At 39.3% G+C, this 15,615-nt stretch carries 27 protein-coding genes; 26 read left to right on the top strand and 1 reads right to left on the bottom strand.

The window, feature by feature from the left end; genetic code table 11:
* The coding region (locus tag QMD21_04490) for a hypothetical protein (GenBank protein ID MDI6856022.1) at positions 1–2,639 on the top strand (2,639 nt) is incomplete at its 5' end.
* A gap of 6 nt (positions 2,640–2,645) precedes the next feature.
* Here QMD21_04490 and QMD21_04485 read toward each other — a convergent pair.
* Positions 2,646–3,173 carry a DJ-1/PfpI family protein gene (locus tag QMD21_04485; GenBank protein ID MDI6856021.1) on the bottom strand — a complete coding sequence of 176 codons (528 nt, stop codon included), beginning with the start codon at positions 3,171–3,173 and terminating at the stop codon, positions 2,646–2,648.
* Positions 3,174–3,396: 223 nt separating this feature from the next.
* Here QMD21_04485 and QMD21_04480 point away from each other — a divergent pair, with 223 nt between their 5' ends.
* The 25 genes from QMD21_04480 to QMD21_04360 all read left to right on the top strand — a co-directional run.
* Positions 3,397–4,380: a 50S ribosomal protein L3 gene (locus QMD21_04480; GenBank protein MDI6856020.1), complete on the top strand. Its 984-nt coding sequence runs from the start codon at positions 3,397–3,399 to the stop codon at positions 4,378–4,380.
* A 3-nt stretch (positions 4,381–4,383) separates the two neighbouring features.
* Complete coding sequence (gene rpl4p / locus QMD21_04475) at positions 4,384–5,145, top strand: 50S ribosomal protein L4 (protein ID MDI6856019.1); 762 nt, start codon at positions 4,384–4,386, stop codon at positions 5,143–5,145.
* Positions 5,138–5,407 carry a 50S ribosomal protein L23 gene (locus tag QMD21_04470; protein MDI6856018.1) on the top strand — a complete coding sequence of 90 codons (270 nt, stop codon included), beginning with the start codon at positions 5,138–5,140 and terminating at the stop codon, positions 5,405–5,407. The genes rpl4p and QMD21_04470 overlap by 8 nt, the downstream gene beginning before the upstream one ends.
* 3 nt (positions 5,408–5,410) lie before the next feature.
* The gene (locus QMD21_04465; GenBank protein ID MDI6856017.1) at positions 5,411–6,112 is read left to right on the top strand and encodes a 50S ribosomal protein L2; all 702 of its coding nucleotides are present in this window, start codon (positions 5,411–5,413) and stop codon (positions 6,110–6,112) included.
* A 2-nt stretch (positions 6,113–6,114) separates the two neighbouring features.
* Complete coding sequence (locus QMD21_04460) at positions 6,115–6,522, top strand: 30S ribosomal protein S19 (protein MDI6856016.1); 408 nt, start codon at positions 6,115–6,117, stop codon at positions 6,520–6,522.
* A gap of 4 nt (positions 6,523–6,526) precedes the next feature.
* Positions 6,527–7,042 (top strand): 50S ribosomal protein L22, encoded by a 516-nt coding sequence (locus QMD21_04455; GenBank protein MDI6856015.1) that lies wholly within the window; start codon positions 6,527–6,529, stop codon positions 7,040–7,042.
* Positions 7,039–7,692 carry a 30S ribosomal protein S3 gene (locus tag QMD21_04450; protein ID MDI6856014.1) on the top strand — a complete coding sequence of 218 codons (654 nt, stop codon included), beginning with the start codon at positions 7,039–7,041 and terminating at the stop codon, positions 7,690–7,692. Before QMD21_04455 ends, QMD21_04450 begins: the two co-directional genes overlap by 4 nt.
* A 2-nt stretch (positions 7,693–7,694) precedes the next feature.
* Complete coding sequence (rpmC, locus tag QMD21_04445) at positions 7,695–7,892, top strand: 50S ribosomal protein L29 (GenBank protein MDI6856013.1); 198 nt, start codon at positions 7,695–7,697, stop codon at positions 7,890–7,892.
* On the top strand, positions 7,885–8,178 hold the full coding sequence (locus QMD21_04440; GenBank protein ID MDI6856012.1) for a translation initiation factor: 294 nt from the start codon (positions 7,885–7,887) through the stop codon (positions 8,176–8,178). The genes rpmC and QMD21_04440 overlap by 8 nt, the downstream gene beginning before the upstream one ends.
* A 9-nt stretch (positions 8,179–8,187) precedes the next feature.
* Entirely contained in the window at positions 8,188–8,457 is a 270-nt protein-coding gene (locus QMD21_04435) for a ribonuclease P protein subunit (protein ID MDI6856011.1), read from the top strand.
* A 3-nt stretch (positions 8,458–8,460) separates the two neighbouring features.
* Complete coding sequence (locus QMD21_04430) at positions 8,461–8,790, top strand: 30S ribosomal protein S17 (GenBank protein ID MDI6856010.1); 330 nt, start codon at positions 8,461–8,463, stop codon at positions 8,788–8,790.
* The gene (locus tag QMD21_04425; GenBank protein ID MDI6856009.1) at positions 8,787–9,185 is read left to right on the top strand and encodes a 50S ribosomal protein L14; all 399 of its coding nucleotides are present in this window, start codon (positions 8,787–8,789) and stop codon (positions 9,183–9,185) included. The genes QMD21_04430 and QMD21_04425 overlap by 4 nt, the downstream gene beginning before the upstream one ends.
* 10 nt (positions 9,186–9,195) lie before the next feature.
* The gene (gene rplX / locus QMD21_04420) at positions 9,196–9,633 is read left to right on the top strand and encodes a 50S ribosomal protein L24 (protein ID MDI6856008.1); all 438 of its coding nucleotides are present in this window, start codon (positions 9,196–9,198) and stop codon (positions 9,631–9,633) included.
* Positions 9,617–10,327 (top strand): 30S ribosomal protein S4e, encoded by a 711-nt coding sequence (locus tag QMD21_04415; GenBank protein ID MDI6856007.1) that lies wholly within the window; start codon positions 9,617–9,619, stop codon positions 10,325–10,327. Before rplX ends, QMD21_04415 begins: the two co-directional genes overlap by 17 nt.
* Complete coding sequence (locus QMD21_04410) at positions 10,320–10,835, top strand: 50S ribosomal protein L5 (protein ID MDI6856006.1); 516 nt, start codon at positions 10,320–10,322, stop codon at positions 10,833–10,835. The genes QMD21_04415 and QMD21_04410 overlap by 8 nt, the downstream gene beginning before the upstream one ends.
* Complete coding sequence (locus QMD21_04405; protein MDI6856005.1) at positions 10,832–10,978, top strand: 30S ribosomal protein S14; 147 nt, start codon at positions 10,832–10,834, stop codon at positions 10,976–10,978. Before QMD21_04410 ends, QMD21_04405 begins: the two co-directional genes overlap by 4 nt.
* 4 nt (positions 10,979–10,982) lie before the next feature.
* Entirely contained in the window at positions 10,983–11,369 is a 387-nt protein-coding gene (locus tag QMD21_04400; protein ID MDI6856004.1) for a 30S ribosomal protein S8, read from the top strand.
* Complete coding sequence (locus QMD21_04395; protein ID MDI6856003.1) at positions 11,359–11,901, top strand: 50S ribosomal protein L6; 543 nt, start codon at positions 11,359–11,361, stop codon at positions 11,899–11,901. Before QMD21_04400 ends, QMD21_04395 begins: the two co-directional genes overlap by 11 nt.
* A gap of 8 nt (positions 11,902–11,909) precedes the next feature.
* On the top strand, positions 11,910–12,362 hold the full coding sequence (locus tag QMD21_04390; protein ID MDI6856002.1) for a 50S ribosomal protein L32e: 453 nt from the start codon (positions 11,910–11,912) through the stop codon (positions 12,360–12,362).
* Entirely contained in the window at positions 12,359–12,808 is a 450-nt protein-coding gene (locus tag QMD21_04385; protein MDI6856001.1) for a 50S ribosomal protein L19e, read from the top strand. The genes QMD21_04390 and QMD21_04385 overlap by 4 nt, the downstream gene beginning before the upstream one ends.
* On the top strand, positions 12,805–13,311 hold the full coding sequence (locus tag QMD21_04380; protein MDI6856000.1) for a 50S ribosomal protein L18: 507 nt from the start codon (positions 12,805–12,807) through the stop codon (positions 13,309–13,311). The genes QMD21_04385 and QMD21_04380 overlap by 4 nt, the downstream gene beginning before the upstream one ends.
* Positions 13,312–13,320: 9 nt before the next feature.
* Complete coding sequence (locus tag QMD21_04375) at positions 13,321–14,028, top strand: 30S ribosomal protein S5 (GenBank protein MDI6855999.1); 708 nt, start codon at positions 13,321–13,323, stop codon at positions 14,026–14,028.
* A complete protein-coding gene (locus QMD21_04370; protein ID MDI6855998.1) occupies positions 13,991–14,464 on the top strand; it encodes a 50S ribosomal protein L30 in 474 nt (157 codons plus the stop codon). Before QMD21_04375 ends, QMD21_04370 begins: the two co-directional genes overlap by 38 nt.
* Before the next feature lie 2 nt (positions 14,465–14,466).
* Complete coding sequence (locus QMD21_04365; GenBank protein MDI6855997.1) at positions 14,467–14,874, top strand: uL15m family ribosomal protein; 408 nt, start codon at positions 14,467–14,469, stop codon at positions 14,872–14,874.
* Positions 14,875–15,413: 539 nt separating this feature from the next.
* The coding region (locus QMD21_04360) for a hypothetical protein (GenBank protein ID MDI6855996.1) at positions 15,414–15,615 on the top strand (202 nt) is incomplete at its 3' end.

Here is a 15,615-nt window from a genome sequence, read left to right as displayed (position 1 = left end):
GGGGCGGCACTGGTATATTTAAGTGGTGGGGCGACGACCATATAACAGAGGTTACTCCTTACTATGCACAGACTGCAGCGACTGTAAAAATTACGGTAAATGATACAAGTGGATATCCTGTTGATGGCGCTAGAGTTTTAGTTTCAACCTACCTAGTAGAGCGTCCAATTGGAATAAGCTTTACAGTGGGTTACTGGGTTCCTGGGGCTCTAGTACCGTGCATCTGGAAGTATACTGATAGTAATGGGATATGCGAATTTAGATTGTTCGGAGATTTTCAAATAGAAATTGCAAGTAAATTAGGAAGCGCTACTATCGTATGTACGTATGTAAAGAACGGAAATTATACTGAGAATGTTACTCTTCAAGATTCTCTTCCAAACCCCTATCCAAAAGGATCAGAAGGCACTGTAGCTGAGAACTATCATATTGATATAATTTATACAGTAGCCTGTGGTGAGCAAATTCACCCACCAGTGGAAACAACTGTATTTTCTATTATAGAGGGAAAACATTTTGAGAGAGTAGCCGCGCATATAGATTTCTTTACATGCAGCAAACGCGAATTTCAAAATTACATAAGTGGAAAAACGTACAAGTACGGTGCGTTTCGACCAAACGAAACTTCAGATACTGTACTTGACTCCAATTTACCTGAGGAAGGATTTATTGTGTTTTCAAACGATGATTGCGTAGAAAGTAAAAAAATAATAAATGTGACAATTGTGCTAAAGAAATATCGAGCATGGCAATCAACCATAACGATAAGTAGCATTGAGCAAAGCGGTAGCACAATATGGGTAAATGGAACTGCCGACTCAGTGTTTGGTATAGATAGTGTTTGGGTAAAATTAGATGATGAGACATGGCGACTTGCAAACGGAACTAATACTTGGACCTATAACCTAAGCATAACCCGATACTATCTCGGCACGCATACAATTTACGCAAGAGCGAGGGATAGTTGGGGTGAGCACTACTACGCACTAAACTCTACAGATTTTGATTTTGAGAACCAGCTTGTAGATATAACAATCACTTATCCGCAAGCTTACAAAATGATCAACAACACTGTTGAGGTGAGTGGTAAGGCAATTGATCCTGAAGGGAGCAGAGTTGAAAAAATAGAAGTAAAACTTGCGGACAGAGCGTGGGAACCTGTAAAAGAAGAAGATAGGGAAAACCACAACTGGAGCATTACTTTAAATACAAAAGCTTTTGATAATGTAAAAGCTGTTGACGATGGTGAGCAAAAAATCTGGGTTAAAGCTTTTGACGGCATACTCTATTCTGTAAGATCCGTCTTAGTAATAGTTGATAATAATCTACCAAACATCTCTATCACCACGCCAAGCTCTGGTGAAAAGCTTTGGGGGAGAGTGCAGATAGAAGGCGATGCTTTCGATGTTAATGAGGTAAAAAATATTTGGCTCGAGCTTAACCATACCGAGCGCGAAGATATTACTCGTATAGATGTCCAAATAACCCAGGGTGAGAGGGTACATTGGGACTACCTACTGGATACCACGCAATTCCACGAAGGAATTTATAATCTTAGCGCTTGCGCCTTCGATGGCTTGCATACCAACCTTATAAATATTACAGTAATTATAGATAACAACAAGCCTCCAGAAATTTTATACTCCCCAGTAAACGCTACAATTGTGATTGAAGAGAACTCAACTCAAGAATTTAGAATTATAGATGCTAAAGATCCTGAAAACAGAGGCTTGACTAAATATTGGTATTTGCAGAAAAAGCAAATTACTGGCGAATTCTCTGACTGGCAAAACATTACTGATCAAACATTGTCAGATAGTAGCATTTACTTGTTCAAAGCAGATTACACATCTTCAGGTGAGTATCGAATCAAAGTTGTTGTCTGCGATATTTACTATTACAACAACACAAAAGCTTCTTCAGAGAACACAACTCAAATTTGGAATTTAATCGTTATGAACGTTAATCGCATACCGCAAATTCTGGCTTACACTCCTTTGGAGCTGGAGCTGGTTATAAACGAGCTTGCTTCGTTGGAATTTGCAATTGATTGCATAGATATTGATAACGATACAATATTTATAAACTGGTCTGTAAATGATATCTTGAGATATTCCAGCAAAATCGCGCCATCTACGTTTATTTTCAATACAGACTATAAGTCTTCCGGAGATTATATTGTAGAAGTCAATATATCAGACTGCTATGACTATATTTTAATTAAATGGCTGGTAAAAGTGAAAAATGTAAATCGTGCCCCTACAGCAATATTCTCGCCGATGCTTCTCACAGGAGAGTACCTTAACATAACAGCCCCTAAATATCAAACATTTGTTATAGAAAGTTTAAGTGACGAAGATGACGATAATTTAACAATCGTATGGCGTGTAAACGGAGAAGTTATTGTTCACGCTAAAAACGCAACTCACTACACGCATCTATTTACAGAAGGCGGTTTGTGGAATGTTTCTGTAGAAATTTTCGATGGCGAGACTAGGATATTAAATTACTGGTTGGTGAATGTGTATGTAGAGCCTAGCCCAACGCCGCCTACCTTTGAATTAGGTATTGCAGCATGCGCTGTTTTGACAGCTATTCTAATCATTTTGAGTATTAAAAAACTAAGAAAGAAATCCTAATGGCAGTCAACTTTCCAGCGATAACAGTCTAACGATAGCTTCGCCAAATTCTCTTGCAAACTCAGGACCTTTTGCAGTTACAATTTTACAATCTGTAACTACCGGTTCGGCGCTATATCTTACGCCTTTGCGTCTCAGAATTTCAATATATTTTCCATCCCACACTGTAGCGCTTTTACCACTAACTACTCCTGCGTTTGCCAGTATGCAAGGAGCTATACAAATAGCAGCTAAAACTTTATTCTTTTCAGAAGCTTCTCGCGCAATAAGATGTGCTCGAGGATTGTTGAAATATATCTCACTACCAGAACCCCCAACGAAAATCAATGCATCGTAATTATCAACTATTACTTTATCCAAAGTTAATTCTGGCTTAGCAAGTGCTCCGAACATTCCGCGCGCTGGCGTTAAATCTGTAGATGCTATTGTTGCGATACCGCCATTCTCATCAATAACTTTCTTAGTCTCAAATAACTCTTCATCCCTGAAATTGGAATGCGCTATAATAAAAACTACACGTTTGCCTTTTATCATAAGTATAAAATTAATCTGCAGCTATAAAAAGATTTATATATGGCTGACGCTTATTCTCTCTAAAACTCACCCTCTGACTACACACGTCAGATGGGCTATCGTTAGTAGCGCCTTGCAAAAACGAACCCATAATCAAGCTTAAAAAAACAGAAAAAAAATTTTCAAGCTTGATAATGTGTTACAGTCAGAGCTACGTAGGCTAGAGCCTAGGAGTAATTGAAAAATGAGTATACATCATCCAAGAAGGGGTAGTTTGGGCTATTCACCCAGGAAAAGAGCTCGCTCAGAAATACCGCATTTCAACTCATGGCCTGAGATTAGCGGAGAGCCTAGACTGCAAGGGTTTGCAGGCTACAAGGCAGGAATGACGCATGCACTGTTAGTTGACTATAGACCCATGTCTACAACAAGTGGTCAAGAGGTGCAAGTGCCTGTAACTGTAATTGAGACTCCGCCTATGAAAGTAGTTGGAATTAGATTCTACGAAAGAACTCCTTACGGATTGAGAACTCTTACCGAAAAATGGTGCGATAAGTTAGATAAAGAGCTAGCGAAAAGAATATGCATGCCTAAAAAGGGCAGAGAAAAGAAGGAAACAGAAGTTGAGAAAGTAGAGGATGTAAGGGTAATTGCACATACCACACCTAAGCATGCTCCGATACCAAAAAAAACTCCCGAGATCATGGAGATAAGAATCGGAGGCGGAACGATAGAGCAGAGAATAAAATATGCAGAAGATCTACTTGGCAAAGAAGTAGATATTACTCAATACGCTAAAGAAGGAAAAATGGTAGATATAGCTGGTATAACGAAAGGGAAAGGCTGGCAAAGTGCAATAAAAAGATGGGGTGTAAAATTGCTTTCGCATAAAAACAGCAAAAGGAGAAGAATGATAGGTACTCAAGGACCTTGGAACCCAAGTTATGTTGCGCGAGAAGTTCCGCAGGGTGGTCAGACAGGCTATCATCAGAGAACTGAATACAACAAAAGAATACTTAAAATAGGCGAAAAGCCTGAGGAAATAGTACCTAAAGGAGGGTTTGTTAACTACGGAATTATAAGAAACAAATATTTGCTCATCCACGGCTCAGTTCCAGGTGTTGTAAAAAGATTAGTAAGGCTAAGGGACCCTGCGAGATTGAAAGGTGTGTTTGTAGAGAAACCTGAGCTTAAATATATTTCTGTAGCTAGCAAGCAAGGTAAGTAAAAAATGAAGTTAAAAATATATTCACTTAAAGGGAAAGCAAAGAAGAGCATTGAGCTACCTGCTGTTTTAGAAGAGCCCTATCGTCCAGACATTATCAAAAGAGCTGTTTGTGCTATTCAAGCTAACCGACGTCAGCCTTACGGAGCTTCTATATATGCTGGTAAAAGGCATGTAGCAGTTTGGATAGGAAAAGGCAGAGGAATGTCTAGAGTGCCTAGACTCGCGAACGGCACAGGCTCTTTCGCACCAGGTACTGTAGGCGGTAGAAGAGCTCATCCACCTAAAGCTGAAAAAATATGGCGTGAAAAAATCAACAAAAAAGAAAAGAAGAAAGCTTTGAGATCAGCGCTTAGCGCTACAAAAGACAAAGAGCTTGTTATCGCAAGAGGTCATAAATTCAATCCTAAGCTTACACTTCCTATAGTTATAGAAGATGAATTTGAGAATTTAGCCACTGTTAAAGAAGTAATTGAGGTTTTTAAAAAACTAGGTGTTTATGAAGACCTAGAACGCGCTAAAAATAATACCCATATTAGAGCAGGAATCGGCAAAAGGAGAGGGCGTAAATATTATGTGCCTAAGTCGATACTTGTAATTGTGAGTAAGTTAGAGAAAATAGGAAAAGGCGTTAGAAATCTCCCAGGTATAGATATTGCCACAGCAAGAACTTTAAATACAGAGCTACTAGCGCCAGGTGGAGTGGCAGGAAGACTTACTGCACTCACCGAGAAGGCTTTACAGGAGGTGACTGCCAAATTTGGCTAAGCAGAAGGACTGTTACAGAATAGTATTCTATCCCTATATAACTGAAAAGTCTATGGGATTAATAGAAAAAGAGAATAAACTTGAATTTGTAGTTAAAAAGGAAGCTACAAAGCCTGAAATAAAAAGAGCTATTGAAGAAATACTGGGAGTGAAAATAGATAAAGTCACCACAAGAATTACTAAGGAAGGTAAGCATGCAATAGTGAAACTAAAAAAAGAATACTCAGCCAGCGAATTAGGTATGAGAATGGGCGTGATTTAAAAAATGGGTAAACGTATAGTTTCAAGGAGGCGCGGAGCAGGCAGTATTTTCAGAGCGCCTAGCCATAAATATGTAGCTGAAGCTAGATATCCCAACATAGAAGAAGGCTCTGGGATAGTTAAAGATATACTACATGATCCTGGAAGGACTGCACCTTTAGCAGAAATAATTTTAGAAGGTACGCGAATATTTTTACCAGCCGCTGAAGGGCTAAAATCAACTCAAACTATTAATTTAGGCGAAAAGGCGCTCCCGGCACTTGGCAATATTTTACCTTTAGGCAGAATTCCTGAAGGTACCAAGGTCTTTAATTTAGAAGCTCAACCAGGCGATGGCGGGAAGTATGTGCGCTCTGCAGGCACACGCGGAATTGTCATAACGCAAGGCGCTAAAACTATTGTACAAATGCCTTCAGGCAAAATGAAGGCTTTCAATCCGCAATGCAGAGCTACAATAGGCGTTGCAGGGGGCGGTGGAAGGATAGAGAGGCCTTGGTTTAAGGCAGGCAAAAAATATTTAGCTTTAAGAGCGAAAGCGCAATACTATCCAAGAGTTTCTGGCGTTGCTATGAATCCGGTAGCGCATCCATACGGCGGCGGTGGTCATCAGCACGTTGGCAAGCACGGTAGTGTAAGCAGAGACACACCGCCTGGCAGAAAGGTTGGTAAAATAGCGCCTAAACGCACAGGCAGGAGGAAACTATAAAAATGGCAAAGAAGAAGGTAATTACAAGAAGAAAAAAAATATTTACTTACAGAGGCTATACTTTAGAGCAACTCAAACAAATGACTAAAGAAGAGCTTATTAAAATTCTACCAGCTCGTGCAAGAAGATCTTTGAAAAGAGGCTTTAGCGAAGAGCAGCAGAAATTTTGGGATAAAGTGAGAAAGAGTGATAAGGTAATAGAGACGCACAGAAGAGATATTCTCGTAATGCCTGAGCTTGTAGGTAAGAAGATAGGAGTGCACTATGGTAAGGGATTTAAAGTTATAGAAATAATTCCTGAAATGATCGGTCATTACTTAGGCGAGTTCACAATGACACGCGAGTTTGTAAAGCACAGTGGCCCTGGCGTCGGCGCAACAAGATCAAGTAAATTCCTGCCTTTAAAATAGAAAAATGGCAAAACTAAATTACTCTTTAAAAGTAGAGCCCGAGGGTAGTGCTAAGGCATTAGGGAGAGAGCTCAAAATATCACCTAAGAAATCCATGGAGCTGTGCTGTGCTATTAAAGGTAAAAAGCTGGCAGACGCTAAAAAATATTTAGAAGATGTTATAGCGTTGAAAAGAGCAGTACCATTTCATAGATTTAAGAGGGATGTACCTCATCGCAAAGGTAAAGGTATCATGGCCGGAAGATATCCTGTAAATGCAGCTAAAGGAATACTTGAAACTCTGCAGCATGCGGAGCATAATGCGGAGTACAAAGGGCTTGACCCTGATAACATGTACATCTATCATATTGCTGTACATCGAGGTAGAGTAATAAAGGGAAGAATGCCTAGAGCATTCGGTAGAGCTACACCTTGGGATACTCATACCTCTAATATTGAGGTGATTTTGAAGGAGTTTGAAGAAACAGAGGAAAAAGTTCCTAAAAAAAGAATGAGTGACAAGGAGGCAAAGAATAATTGACTGCAGGCCGAAAATTCATAGCAGAGAATTTGCGTAGAGCGCTACTAAGAGAGTACATTAAAAAAGAAGTTGGGCGTGCCGGCTTCGGGGCAATAGATACTCAGCGCACACCACTAGGTACTCGCGTTACAATATTTACTGAGAAGCCGGGCTTGATTATAGGTAAAGAAGGAAAGACAGTGAAGAGAATTACAGATACAATAGAGCAGAAATTTAAGTTTGAGAACCCGCAAATTGCAGTAGAGGAGATAAAAACACCTGCACTTAATCCCCATTTGATGGCGCAAAAACTGGCAGAATCTTTAGAAAGAGGCTGGAATTTTAGGCGTGCAGGCCATTCTATAGTGGAGAGAATAATGAGTGCGGGTGCTAGAGGATGCCAAGTAATAATCTCAGGTAAAATTACAGGTGAAAGACATAAAAGCGCTAAATTCTCTGCAAGCCATATAAAATATTGTGGTGAGCCTGCAGAGCTCTATATGAAAGAAGGCTATGCAACTGCTCTTACAAAGCCTGGTATAATAGGTGTAAAAGTCAAAATCATGCCACCTGATGTAAAATTGCCAGACGAAATTTCAATACTGCACAAAGAGTTAGAAGTTCCTAAAAAAGCAGTACCTGAAGTACCATTAGAAAAAACTGTTGAATAAAAATGAAGTTAAAGGAGATTAGAGCACTACCTAAAGAAGAGAGGCTGAAAAAGGTTAAAGAGCTGAGATATGAGCTTATGCATGAACGGGGCACAGCTGCTATGGGCGGCGCGCCTACGAGCCCCGGTAAAATCAAAGCTCTAAGGAAAACTATCGCTAGAATACTTACAGTGCTCGAGGAGGAAAAAAAGAGTGAGTGAAATCTGCACACTATGTGGTCTGCCTAAAGAGCTCTGTGCGTGTGAGCAGATAGCTAAAGAGCGACAGGAAATAAAAATTTACACAGTAGAAAGGAGGTACCAAAAGAAGGTAACTATAATAGAAGGGATTGAAGACATGGACCTAAACGAAATTGCAAAAAAGCTAAAAACAAGATGCGCTTCAGGCGGTACTGTAAAAAACAATACAATTGAGCTTCAAGGCGACCATAAGAAGAAGGTACAAGAAGCGCTGCAGGAAATGGGACTGAGCGCTAAAATAAAATAGGAGCTAAAAATGAAAGAAGAGATCTTAGCAATCGCTGAGCTGATAGGCGTTAGTATAGAAATAATTCAAGCAGCTCACGAGAGTTATATTGGGATAAAAGGAAATGTTGTAGATGAAACTAAAAACACATTTCTGATAGAGAAAGAGCCTGAGATGAAATTAATAAGAGTACCTAAAAAGAATATCAAATTCAAATTTACAGAAGAAGGAAAAAGTATAGAAGTAGATGGTAACTTATTACTCCATCATCCTGAGGACAGACTGAAAAAAGTGAAATGAGAAATGACTGTAAAAACACGTAATATAGGTATAGATGTAAAACCCCCTGAAAGTACTTGCAACGATTCTAAATGCCCTTTCCACGGTAGTTTATCTGTACGAGGACAAATCATTGAATGCGTTGTTGTAAGCGATAAAATGACTAACACAGCAGTGGTTGAAAGAGAATATTATAAATATTTCCCAAAATATGAGCGCTACGAAAAAAGGACCGCTCGCTATTCTGTGCATAACCCGCCATGCATCAACGCTAAGGTAGGGGCTAAAGTAAAAATAATGGAATGCAGACCGCTAGCAAAAACTGTGAGTTTCGTGATAGTTGAGAAAAAATGAAAGGAATTGCAGGAAGAATAACAAGGGGTTTGTGCGTGGGCTCGCAGCTCGAGTGTGCAGATAATACAGGCGCTAAAGTAGTGCAAATAATTACAGTGCCCAAATATCATGGCACGCATCGAAGATATGCCTGCGCAGGTGTAGGCGATATGCTCGTTGTATCTGTAAAGAAAGGCGCTACAGAGCTAAGGAAGCAAGTGCTCTATGCAGTCGTAATTAGGCAGAAGCGCCCGTTCCGAAGGCCTGACGGTATAATGGTATCGTTCGAAGATAATGCAGCGGTACTCACAACTCCTGAGGGCGAGACTAAAGGTACTGATATTAAAGGGCCTGTAGCTAGAGAGGCTGCAGAACGATGGCCTAGAGTAGCTGCACTTGCAAGTATAATAGTGTGAAAATGAGAGCATGGCTATAAAATCAATTCAACCCAGAAAAGTCAGAAAATATCTGTTCACAGCGCCTTTGCATAAAAAAAGGAAAATGGTATCAGCGCATTTAGCTGAAGAGCTTATGCTAAAATATAATCTACGCTCTTTCCCTGTAAGAAAAGGGGATACTGTAAAAGTAATGAGAGGTGCGTTTAAAGGCCATATCGGCAAAGTAGCAAGTGTAGATACCAAAGCAGGGAAGGTTACTCTCGAAGGAGTCACTATTGCTAAATCAGACAAATCGCAAGTACCTAGACCAATACACCCTTCAAATTTATTAATTACTAAGTTAGACCTCTCAGATCCTTGGCGTAGTAAAAAACTAGAGAAGCGCAAAGAGCTGGTAAAAGTTGAAAGGAAGCGCAAGAAGAAAGAGGTTGTAAGGGTGGAAGAAAAAAATGAGCAAACATCTTAAGAGGCTAGCTGCCCCTAAAACATGGAAAATATCAAGAAAAGGTAAAGTATGGGTGGTAAAGCCGCGCTGCGGCCCACATCCTATTCAAAGAAGCTACCCATTACTATTGATAATTCGCGACTTCCTGCACTACGGCGATACAGCAAAAGACTGTAAAAGAATAGTTGCCAGAGGTGAAATTTTAGTAGATTGTAAAAAAGCGAAAGACCATAAAAGAGCTGTGGGGCTAATGGATGTACTGTCAATTCCTAAACTTCAAGAGCAGTATAGAGTGGTTGTGGACAGCAAAGGAAAATTAGCGCTTGTAAGAATAGCGCATGAAGAGAGCAATTGGAAACTTGTAAGAATAGAGAATAAAACTACTATAAAAGGTGGTAAAACGCAGCTGAACTTGCATGACGGCAGAAATATAATTCTGGACAAGAACGCTTATAAGACAGGTGATACCCTTAAAATAGAGCTACCATCTCAGAAAATTCTGGATTGCTATAAACTTGAAAACGAGAATCTTGCATTAATTATTGGTGGCAAGCATTCCGGTAAAATAGCAAAAATAGTGAGTTACGAAACGACGAAGTCGCCCCAGCCAAATATTGTACATTTAGAAAACTTCTCTACAACGAAAGATTACGTTTTCGTTATAGGCAGAGACAAGCCAGAAATTAATTTACCTGAGGTGAGCGCAATTGAATGAAAATACTATGCGCATGCCAAGAATAGCTAAAGTTGTCGTCAATATAGGTGTAGGCGAAGGCGGCGAAAAGCTGATAAAGGCTGAGAAAGTACTGCGATTGCTCACAGATAGAAAGCCTATAAGAACGCTTGCTAAAGTTACTAATAAAGAATGGAATTTAAAGCCGGGCATGCCTATAGGCTGTAAAGTAACTTTAAGAGGTAATGGCGCTATAAAATTCTTAAAAAATGCACTCTGGGTTAGAGATAATAAAATACCACGTGATTCATTTGATAATTATGGAAATTTCTCATTTGGAATACCAGACTATACTGATTTCCCAGAAATGAAATACGATCCTGGCATAGGGATATTTGGTATGGATGTTAATGTTAGATTAGCAAGAGCTGGAGAAAGAGTAGCGACAAGAAAAAGGGCTCGTGCTAAAATACCTAAGAAGCACAGAGTAACTGCAGCTGAGGCTATGGAATATATCAAATCTAACTTTGGAGTTGAAATAATAGAATGAAGCCACAGAAAAAATACGGTAGGACTGACGGTTGCGTACGATGCGGCAGAAAAAGAGGTATTGTAAGAAGGTATAAGATGCACTTGTGCAGGCAGTGCTTTAGAGAATTAGCACCAATGCTAGGATTTAAAAAATATTCTTAGAAACATGTCGCAAGATTTGCTTAACGATGCACTTACCAGTATGAGGAATGCAATATACGCTAGTAAAAGATCTTGTGAGTTAAAGGCAAGCAAGCTTATAGGTAATGTATTGAAAGTAATGCAAGAAAATAACTACATAGAGCACTTCGAATATATAGATGATAGAAAAGGAGGCAAGTTTAAAGTAACGCTTTCAACATCAATGAATACTTGCGGGATAATCAAGCCAAGATTCGCAGTTAAAAAAACAGAGCTTGAAAAATTTGAAGCCCGCTACTTGCCTGGGCAGGATTTCGGAATAATTATAGTTACTACGCCCCAGGGTGTTATGGATCATTCTAAAGCCAAAAAGCTTGGTATAGGAGGTAAATTATTAGCTTATGTCTACTGAGGGCAAGGAGATTTTAGTTGAAGAGCTGAAAATACCTGAAAAAGTAACTGTAGAGCTTAAAGGAGATAGTATCTTAGTTAAAGGCCCTAACGGTACTCTAACCAAGAATCTCAAAATTCATAAATTGAAATTAGAAAAAACTGCGCAATCATTAGTTCTTTCATGTGAAAAGTGTAGAAAGAAAGAGAGAGCTCTGTTATATACAATACTAGCGCATTTGAAAAATATGTTGCACAGTGTGACTAAGGGCTGGCAATACGAGCTCAAAATAGTTTACTCACATTTCCCAATAAAAGCTACAGTTAAGGGTGATAAATTCGTTATAGAGAACTTCCTTGGCGAGCATTCGCCAAGAGTTGCTGCAATAATAGAAGGCACCAAAGTAGAAATTAAAGGCGATAAAGTAATACTTACTGGGATAGACTTGGAAAAGGTATCTCAAACTGCTGCCAACATAGAGCTTGCAACTAAAATAAAAGCTCGCGATCCCAGAGTATTTCAAGATGGTATTTACATAGTGAAGAAAGGTTAAAGATAAAAATGGCTGAGGAAGAGAAAAAGGAAGTAAAGATAGTAGAGAAAGAGCTCCCTAAAATAACGCCTAAACTAACGAAAGAATTAAAACAAAAGCTAGAGCTTCGTAAAATAATAAAGAGCAAGAAGCCAAATTTCAAGCGTCAGGAATGGTTCAGATACAAAAGGCTCGGCGAAAAGTGGCGCTCGCCAAAAGGAATACATTCAAAATTAAAAAGGCATTTCAAGTACAGAATAGACGTTCCTAGTATTGGGTATGGCTCGCCTAAATTAGTAAGAGGCTTACATAATCTTGGATTTAAAGAAGTGGTTGTGCACAACATCAAAGAGCTTGAGAGCATAAATCCTAAATTAGAAGCTGCGAGAATAGCGCATAATGTAGGCACTAGAAAAAGACTTGCTCTAGAAAAAAGAGCTGATGAATTAGCTATAAGAGTGCTCAACAGGAGCGAGAAATGAAGTTAACCGCTCAGCGTAGATTGGCATCTGAATTGCTAAAATGCGGACTGCATAGAGTATGGATAGACCAAGATAGAGCTAACGAAGTAGAAGAAGCTATCACAAGAAAAGACATAAGAAATTTAATTAAAGGTGGTGCAATTAAAAAGCTACCCTCAAGAGGCATCTCTAAAGCTCGTAAAAAAATCAAATTTTTGAAAAAGAAGCGAGGTAAAAGAAAAGGTATAGGCTCTAGGAAAAGCTCTAGCTATGCAAGGCTAAGTAAAAAGAAGCAATGGGCTCAGAGAATAAGGGCGCAAAGAAAACTATTAAAAAATTTGCGCAACGAAGGTAAAATAGCAAGCCAAATATATAGAAAATTTTATTTACTAGCAAAAGGCGGAATGTTCAAGAGCAAACTTCATTTGGAAGCTCAGCTTAAACCCTATATAAAGGAGCTGAAATGATTAAAGCTACCTATAGAGTGAAATTCAAGCGGCGCAGAGAAGGAAAAACAGACTATAGGAAAAGACTGGCACTACTTAAATCGAATTTACCTAGAGCTGTAGTACGTAAAACATTAACTAACTCAATAATCCAGATTATAGAATACACTGCTATAGGCGATAGAGTCGTTGCCAGCGCTACTGCGCATGAGCTAAAAAAGCTCGGCTGGAGCGCTAATACAGATACTTTACCTGCAGGCTATCTTACAGGCTTACTGGCAGGTAAAAGGGCTAGAGCTAAAAAAGTTACTCAAGCAACGCTAGATATTGGGCTTCGTACAGCTTCTAAAGGAGCTCATGTGTTTGCATGCCTTAAAGGGCTTCTAGACGCAGGTCTTGAAATACCTCACAGCAAAAATATGCTTCCTAGCGAAGATAGAATTAAAGGCAAGCATATAAAAGAAGGGTTAGAAACATTGTTTGATGAGGTCAGAGCCAAGATAGAGGAAGAGGTGTTGAATTGAAAAATGGCAATGCCAGAAACTCTTTGGGCTCCTAAAACACTGCTTGGAAAGATGGTTGCTGAAGGCAAGATTACCACATTAAGTCAAGCTCTTAACTCAGGCTTGCCTCTTAAAGAGCCTGAAATTGTAGATGCGCTTATCACTGAGCTAAAAGATGAAATTCTAGATATAAATATGGTACAGAGAATGACGGATAGCGGCAGAAGAATAAAGTTTGCAGTTACTGTAGCTATAGGAAATTATAACGGCTTTATAGGGCTCGGTAGAGTAAAAGGTGTTGAAGTGGCAGCCACTATTAAAAAAGCAATTGACAATGCAAAACTCAATATTATTGAGATAAAGCGTGGGTGCGGCTCCTGGGAATGCGGCTGTATGCAGCCCCACTCAACACCTTTTAAGGTTGCAGGTAAGTGCGGCTCAGCTGAAATCGTGTTGCTACCTGCACCAAGAGGTGTTGGGTTAGCATGCGCAAAAATACCTAAAAAAATTTTAAAACTCGCTGGTATAAAAGACATATGGACTTTTACAAAGGGTGAAACAAGAACAAGCGTAAACTTTGCAAAAGCAACTTACGATGCATTGCTAAAAATCACAAATATTAAAATAACAAAATCTCACGAAGAGAAGTTAAAAATCAAAAGTGGCTATATAGCAGAAGTAGTGGAGGGAGGTGAAACCAGTGCAACAGAAGAAAGCGCTGGCAGTAATAAGAATTAGAGGCAGTGTAAATATAAGAAAGGATATAAAAGACACTCTGAAAATGCTGAGGCTTACAAAGGCAAATCACTGCGTAATCCTACCATCAGTACCAGATTATATTGGAATGCTGCGGAAGGTCAAAGATTACGTTACTTGGGGCGAATTAGAAAATGATACTTTAGAGCTACTTATAAAAAAAAGAGCGCGCTTGCAAGGCAATATACCTTTAACTGAAAAATGGCTGAAGAGCAATACAATATATCATTCTTTTAAAGAGCTTGCAAGCGCTTTGGCTAATTGCAATGTAAAGTATAATGAGCTGCCAATCAAACCTATATTAAGACTGAGCCCTCCTCGAAAAGGCTACGAAGGCATAAAAAGAGCTTATAAAGTCGGTGGCGCGCTTGGCTATAGAGGCAAAGCTATTAATGAATTAATCACAAGGATGTTGTAAAAATGGTGAGCAGAACTAAAAAGTTTAGAGGCTCTAGAACGCACGGAAGGGGTCAGAAGGGAGGGCGTGGTAAAGGTAAAAGAGGCGGATGCGGTATGGCAGGTACCCATAAACACAAATATACGTTGGTTTTGAAATATCATCCAGACTATTTTGGAAGGCGCGGCTTTAAAAGACCTCAGAAAGTAATAAAGGAGAAGAGGACAATAAACCTGCGCGAAATTAGTGAAGAGAACTTAGCAGTCAAAGAAGAGGAGGGTAAATTAATATTAGATTTGAAAGAGCTTGGCTATGATAAACTTTTAGGTAAAGGCGCACTCAACAAGCCGCTCACTATAATTATTCCAAGCGCTTCAAAGCAAGCTGTAGAGAAAGTTAAAAGCGCAGGCGGAGAAGTAAAAACAGATTAACAGCAATCTATTCTTTCTAGGGGTAAATGTATGTTAGCATGCTCAGCTGGGTAGCTGCCATCCAGAGCCATACTAGGTTTGATGTAATTATGATGTATGTCTAGTATATCCAGAAAAGCTTCTGCCGAGCTATAAGACTTAAACCCTTTCATCACTTTGTATCGCTGCTTTACTCTCCCGTTATCTCTTTCCGCTGAGTTGTTATTGTACTTTAGCCCATGTTTATCACATGCAATCGGGTATGCCCCTCAGTATGATATTTTAGCCTCCTAAAAAGAGGTTTTGCTACTTGTGCTAACTTCGATCACGCATTGTTGCCACAGGTAATCAATAACATCATTCTCAGACAAACCTCATATATAAAGGCTCAATGCATCTCTTTTGGTTGTCTCTAATTTATAGCCACACCGCTCTAAAAAAATCAATACTACTTAGAAAAATGGCCATTCAATAAGTTTGATATGCTATTTCTATTTTTAACTTAGGAAGCTCATGTCAAATTGTAGCTTCCTACAAGAAGAAAAAGAGGTGATAAAAATATGGGAATAGCAGGCGTAGATACGCATAAAATAAACTGCTACGGTGTAATCGAAGAAGAAAGCAAAATAATATCCGAAAAAGAATTTCCAAACACAAGAGAAGGTTGGAGAAAATTCTTAGCCGAAAGATTAGGTCTAAGAGTTGTAATAGAGGCAACATCTCTCTCAGAACCAGTGTACAGAATTTTGGAAGAATTCGGTG

This window comes from Candidatus Thermoplasmatota archaeon, from assembly GCA_030018475.1.
Classification (GTDB): Archaea; Thermoplasmatota; JASEFT01; order JASEFT01; family JASEFT01; genus JASEFT01.
The sequence above is the reverse complement of the archived record's forward strand: the minus strand, read 5'-3'. Positions and strand labels throughout refer to the sequence as shown.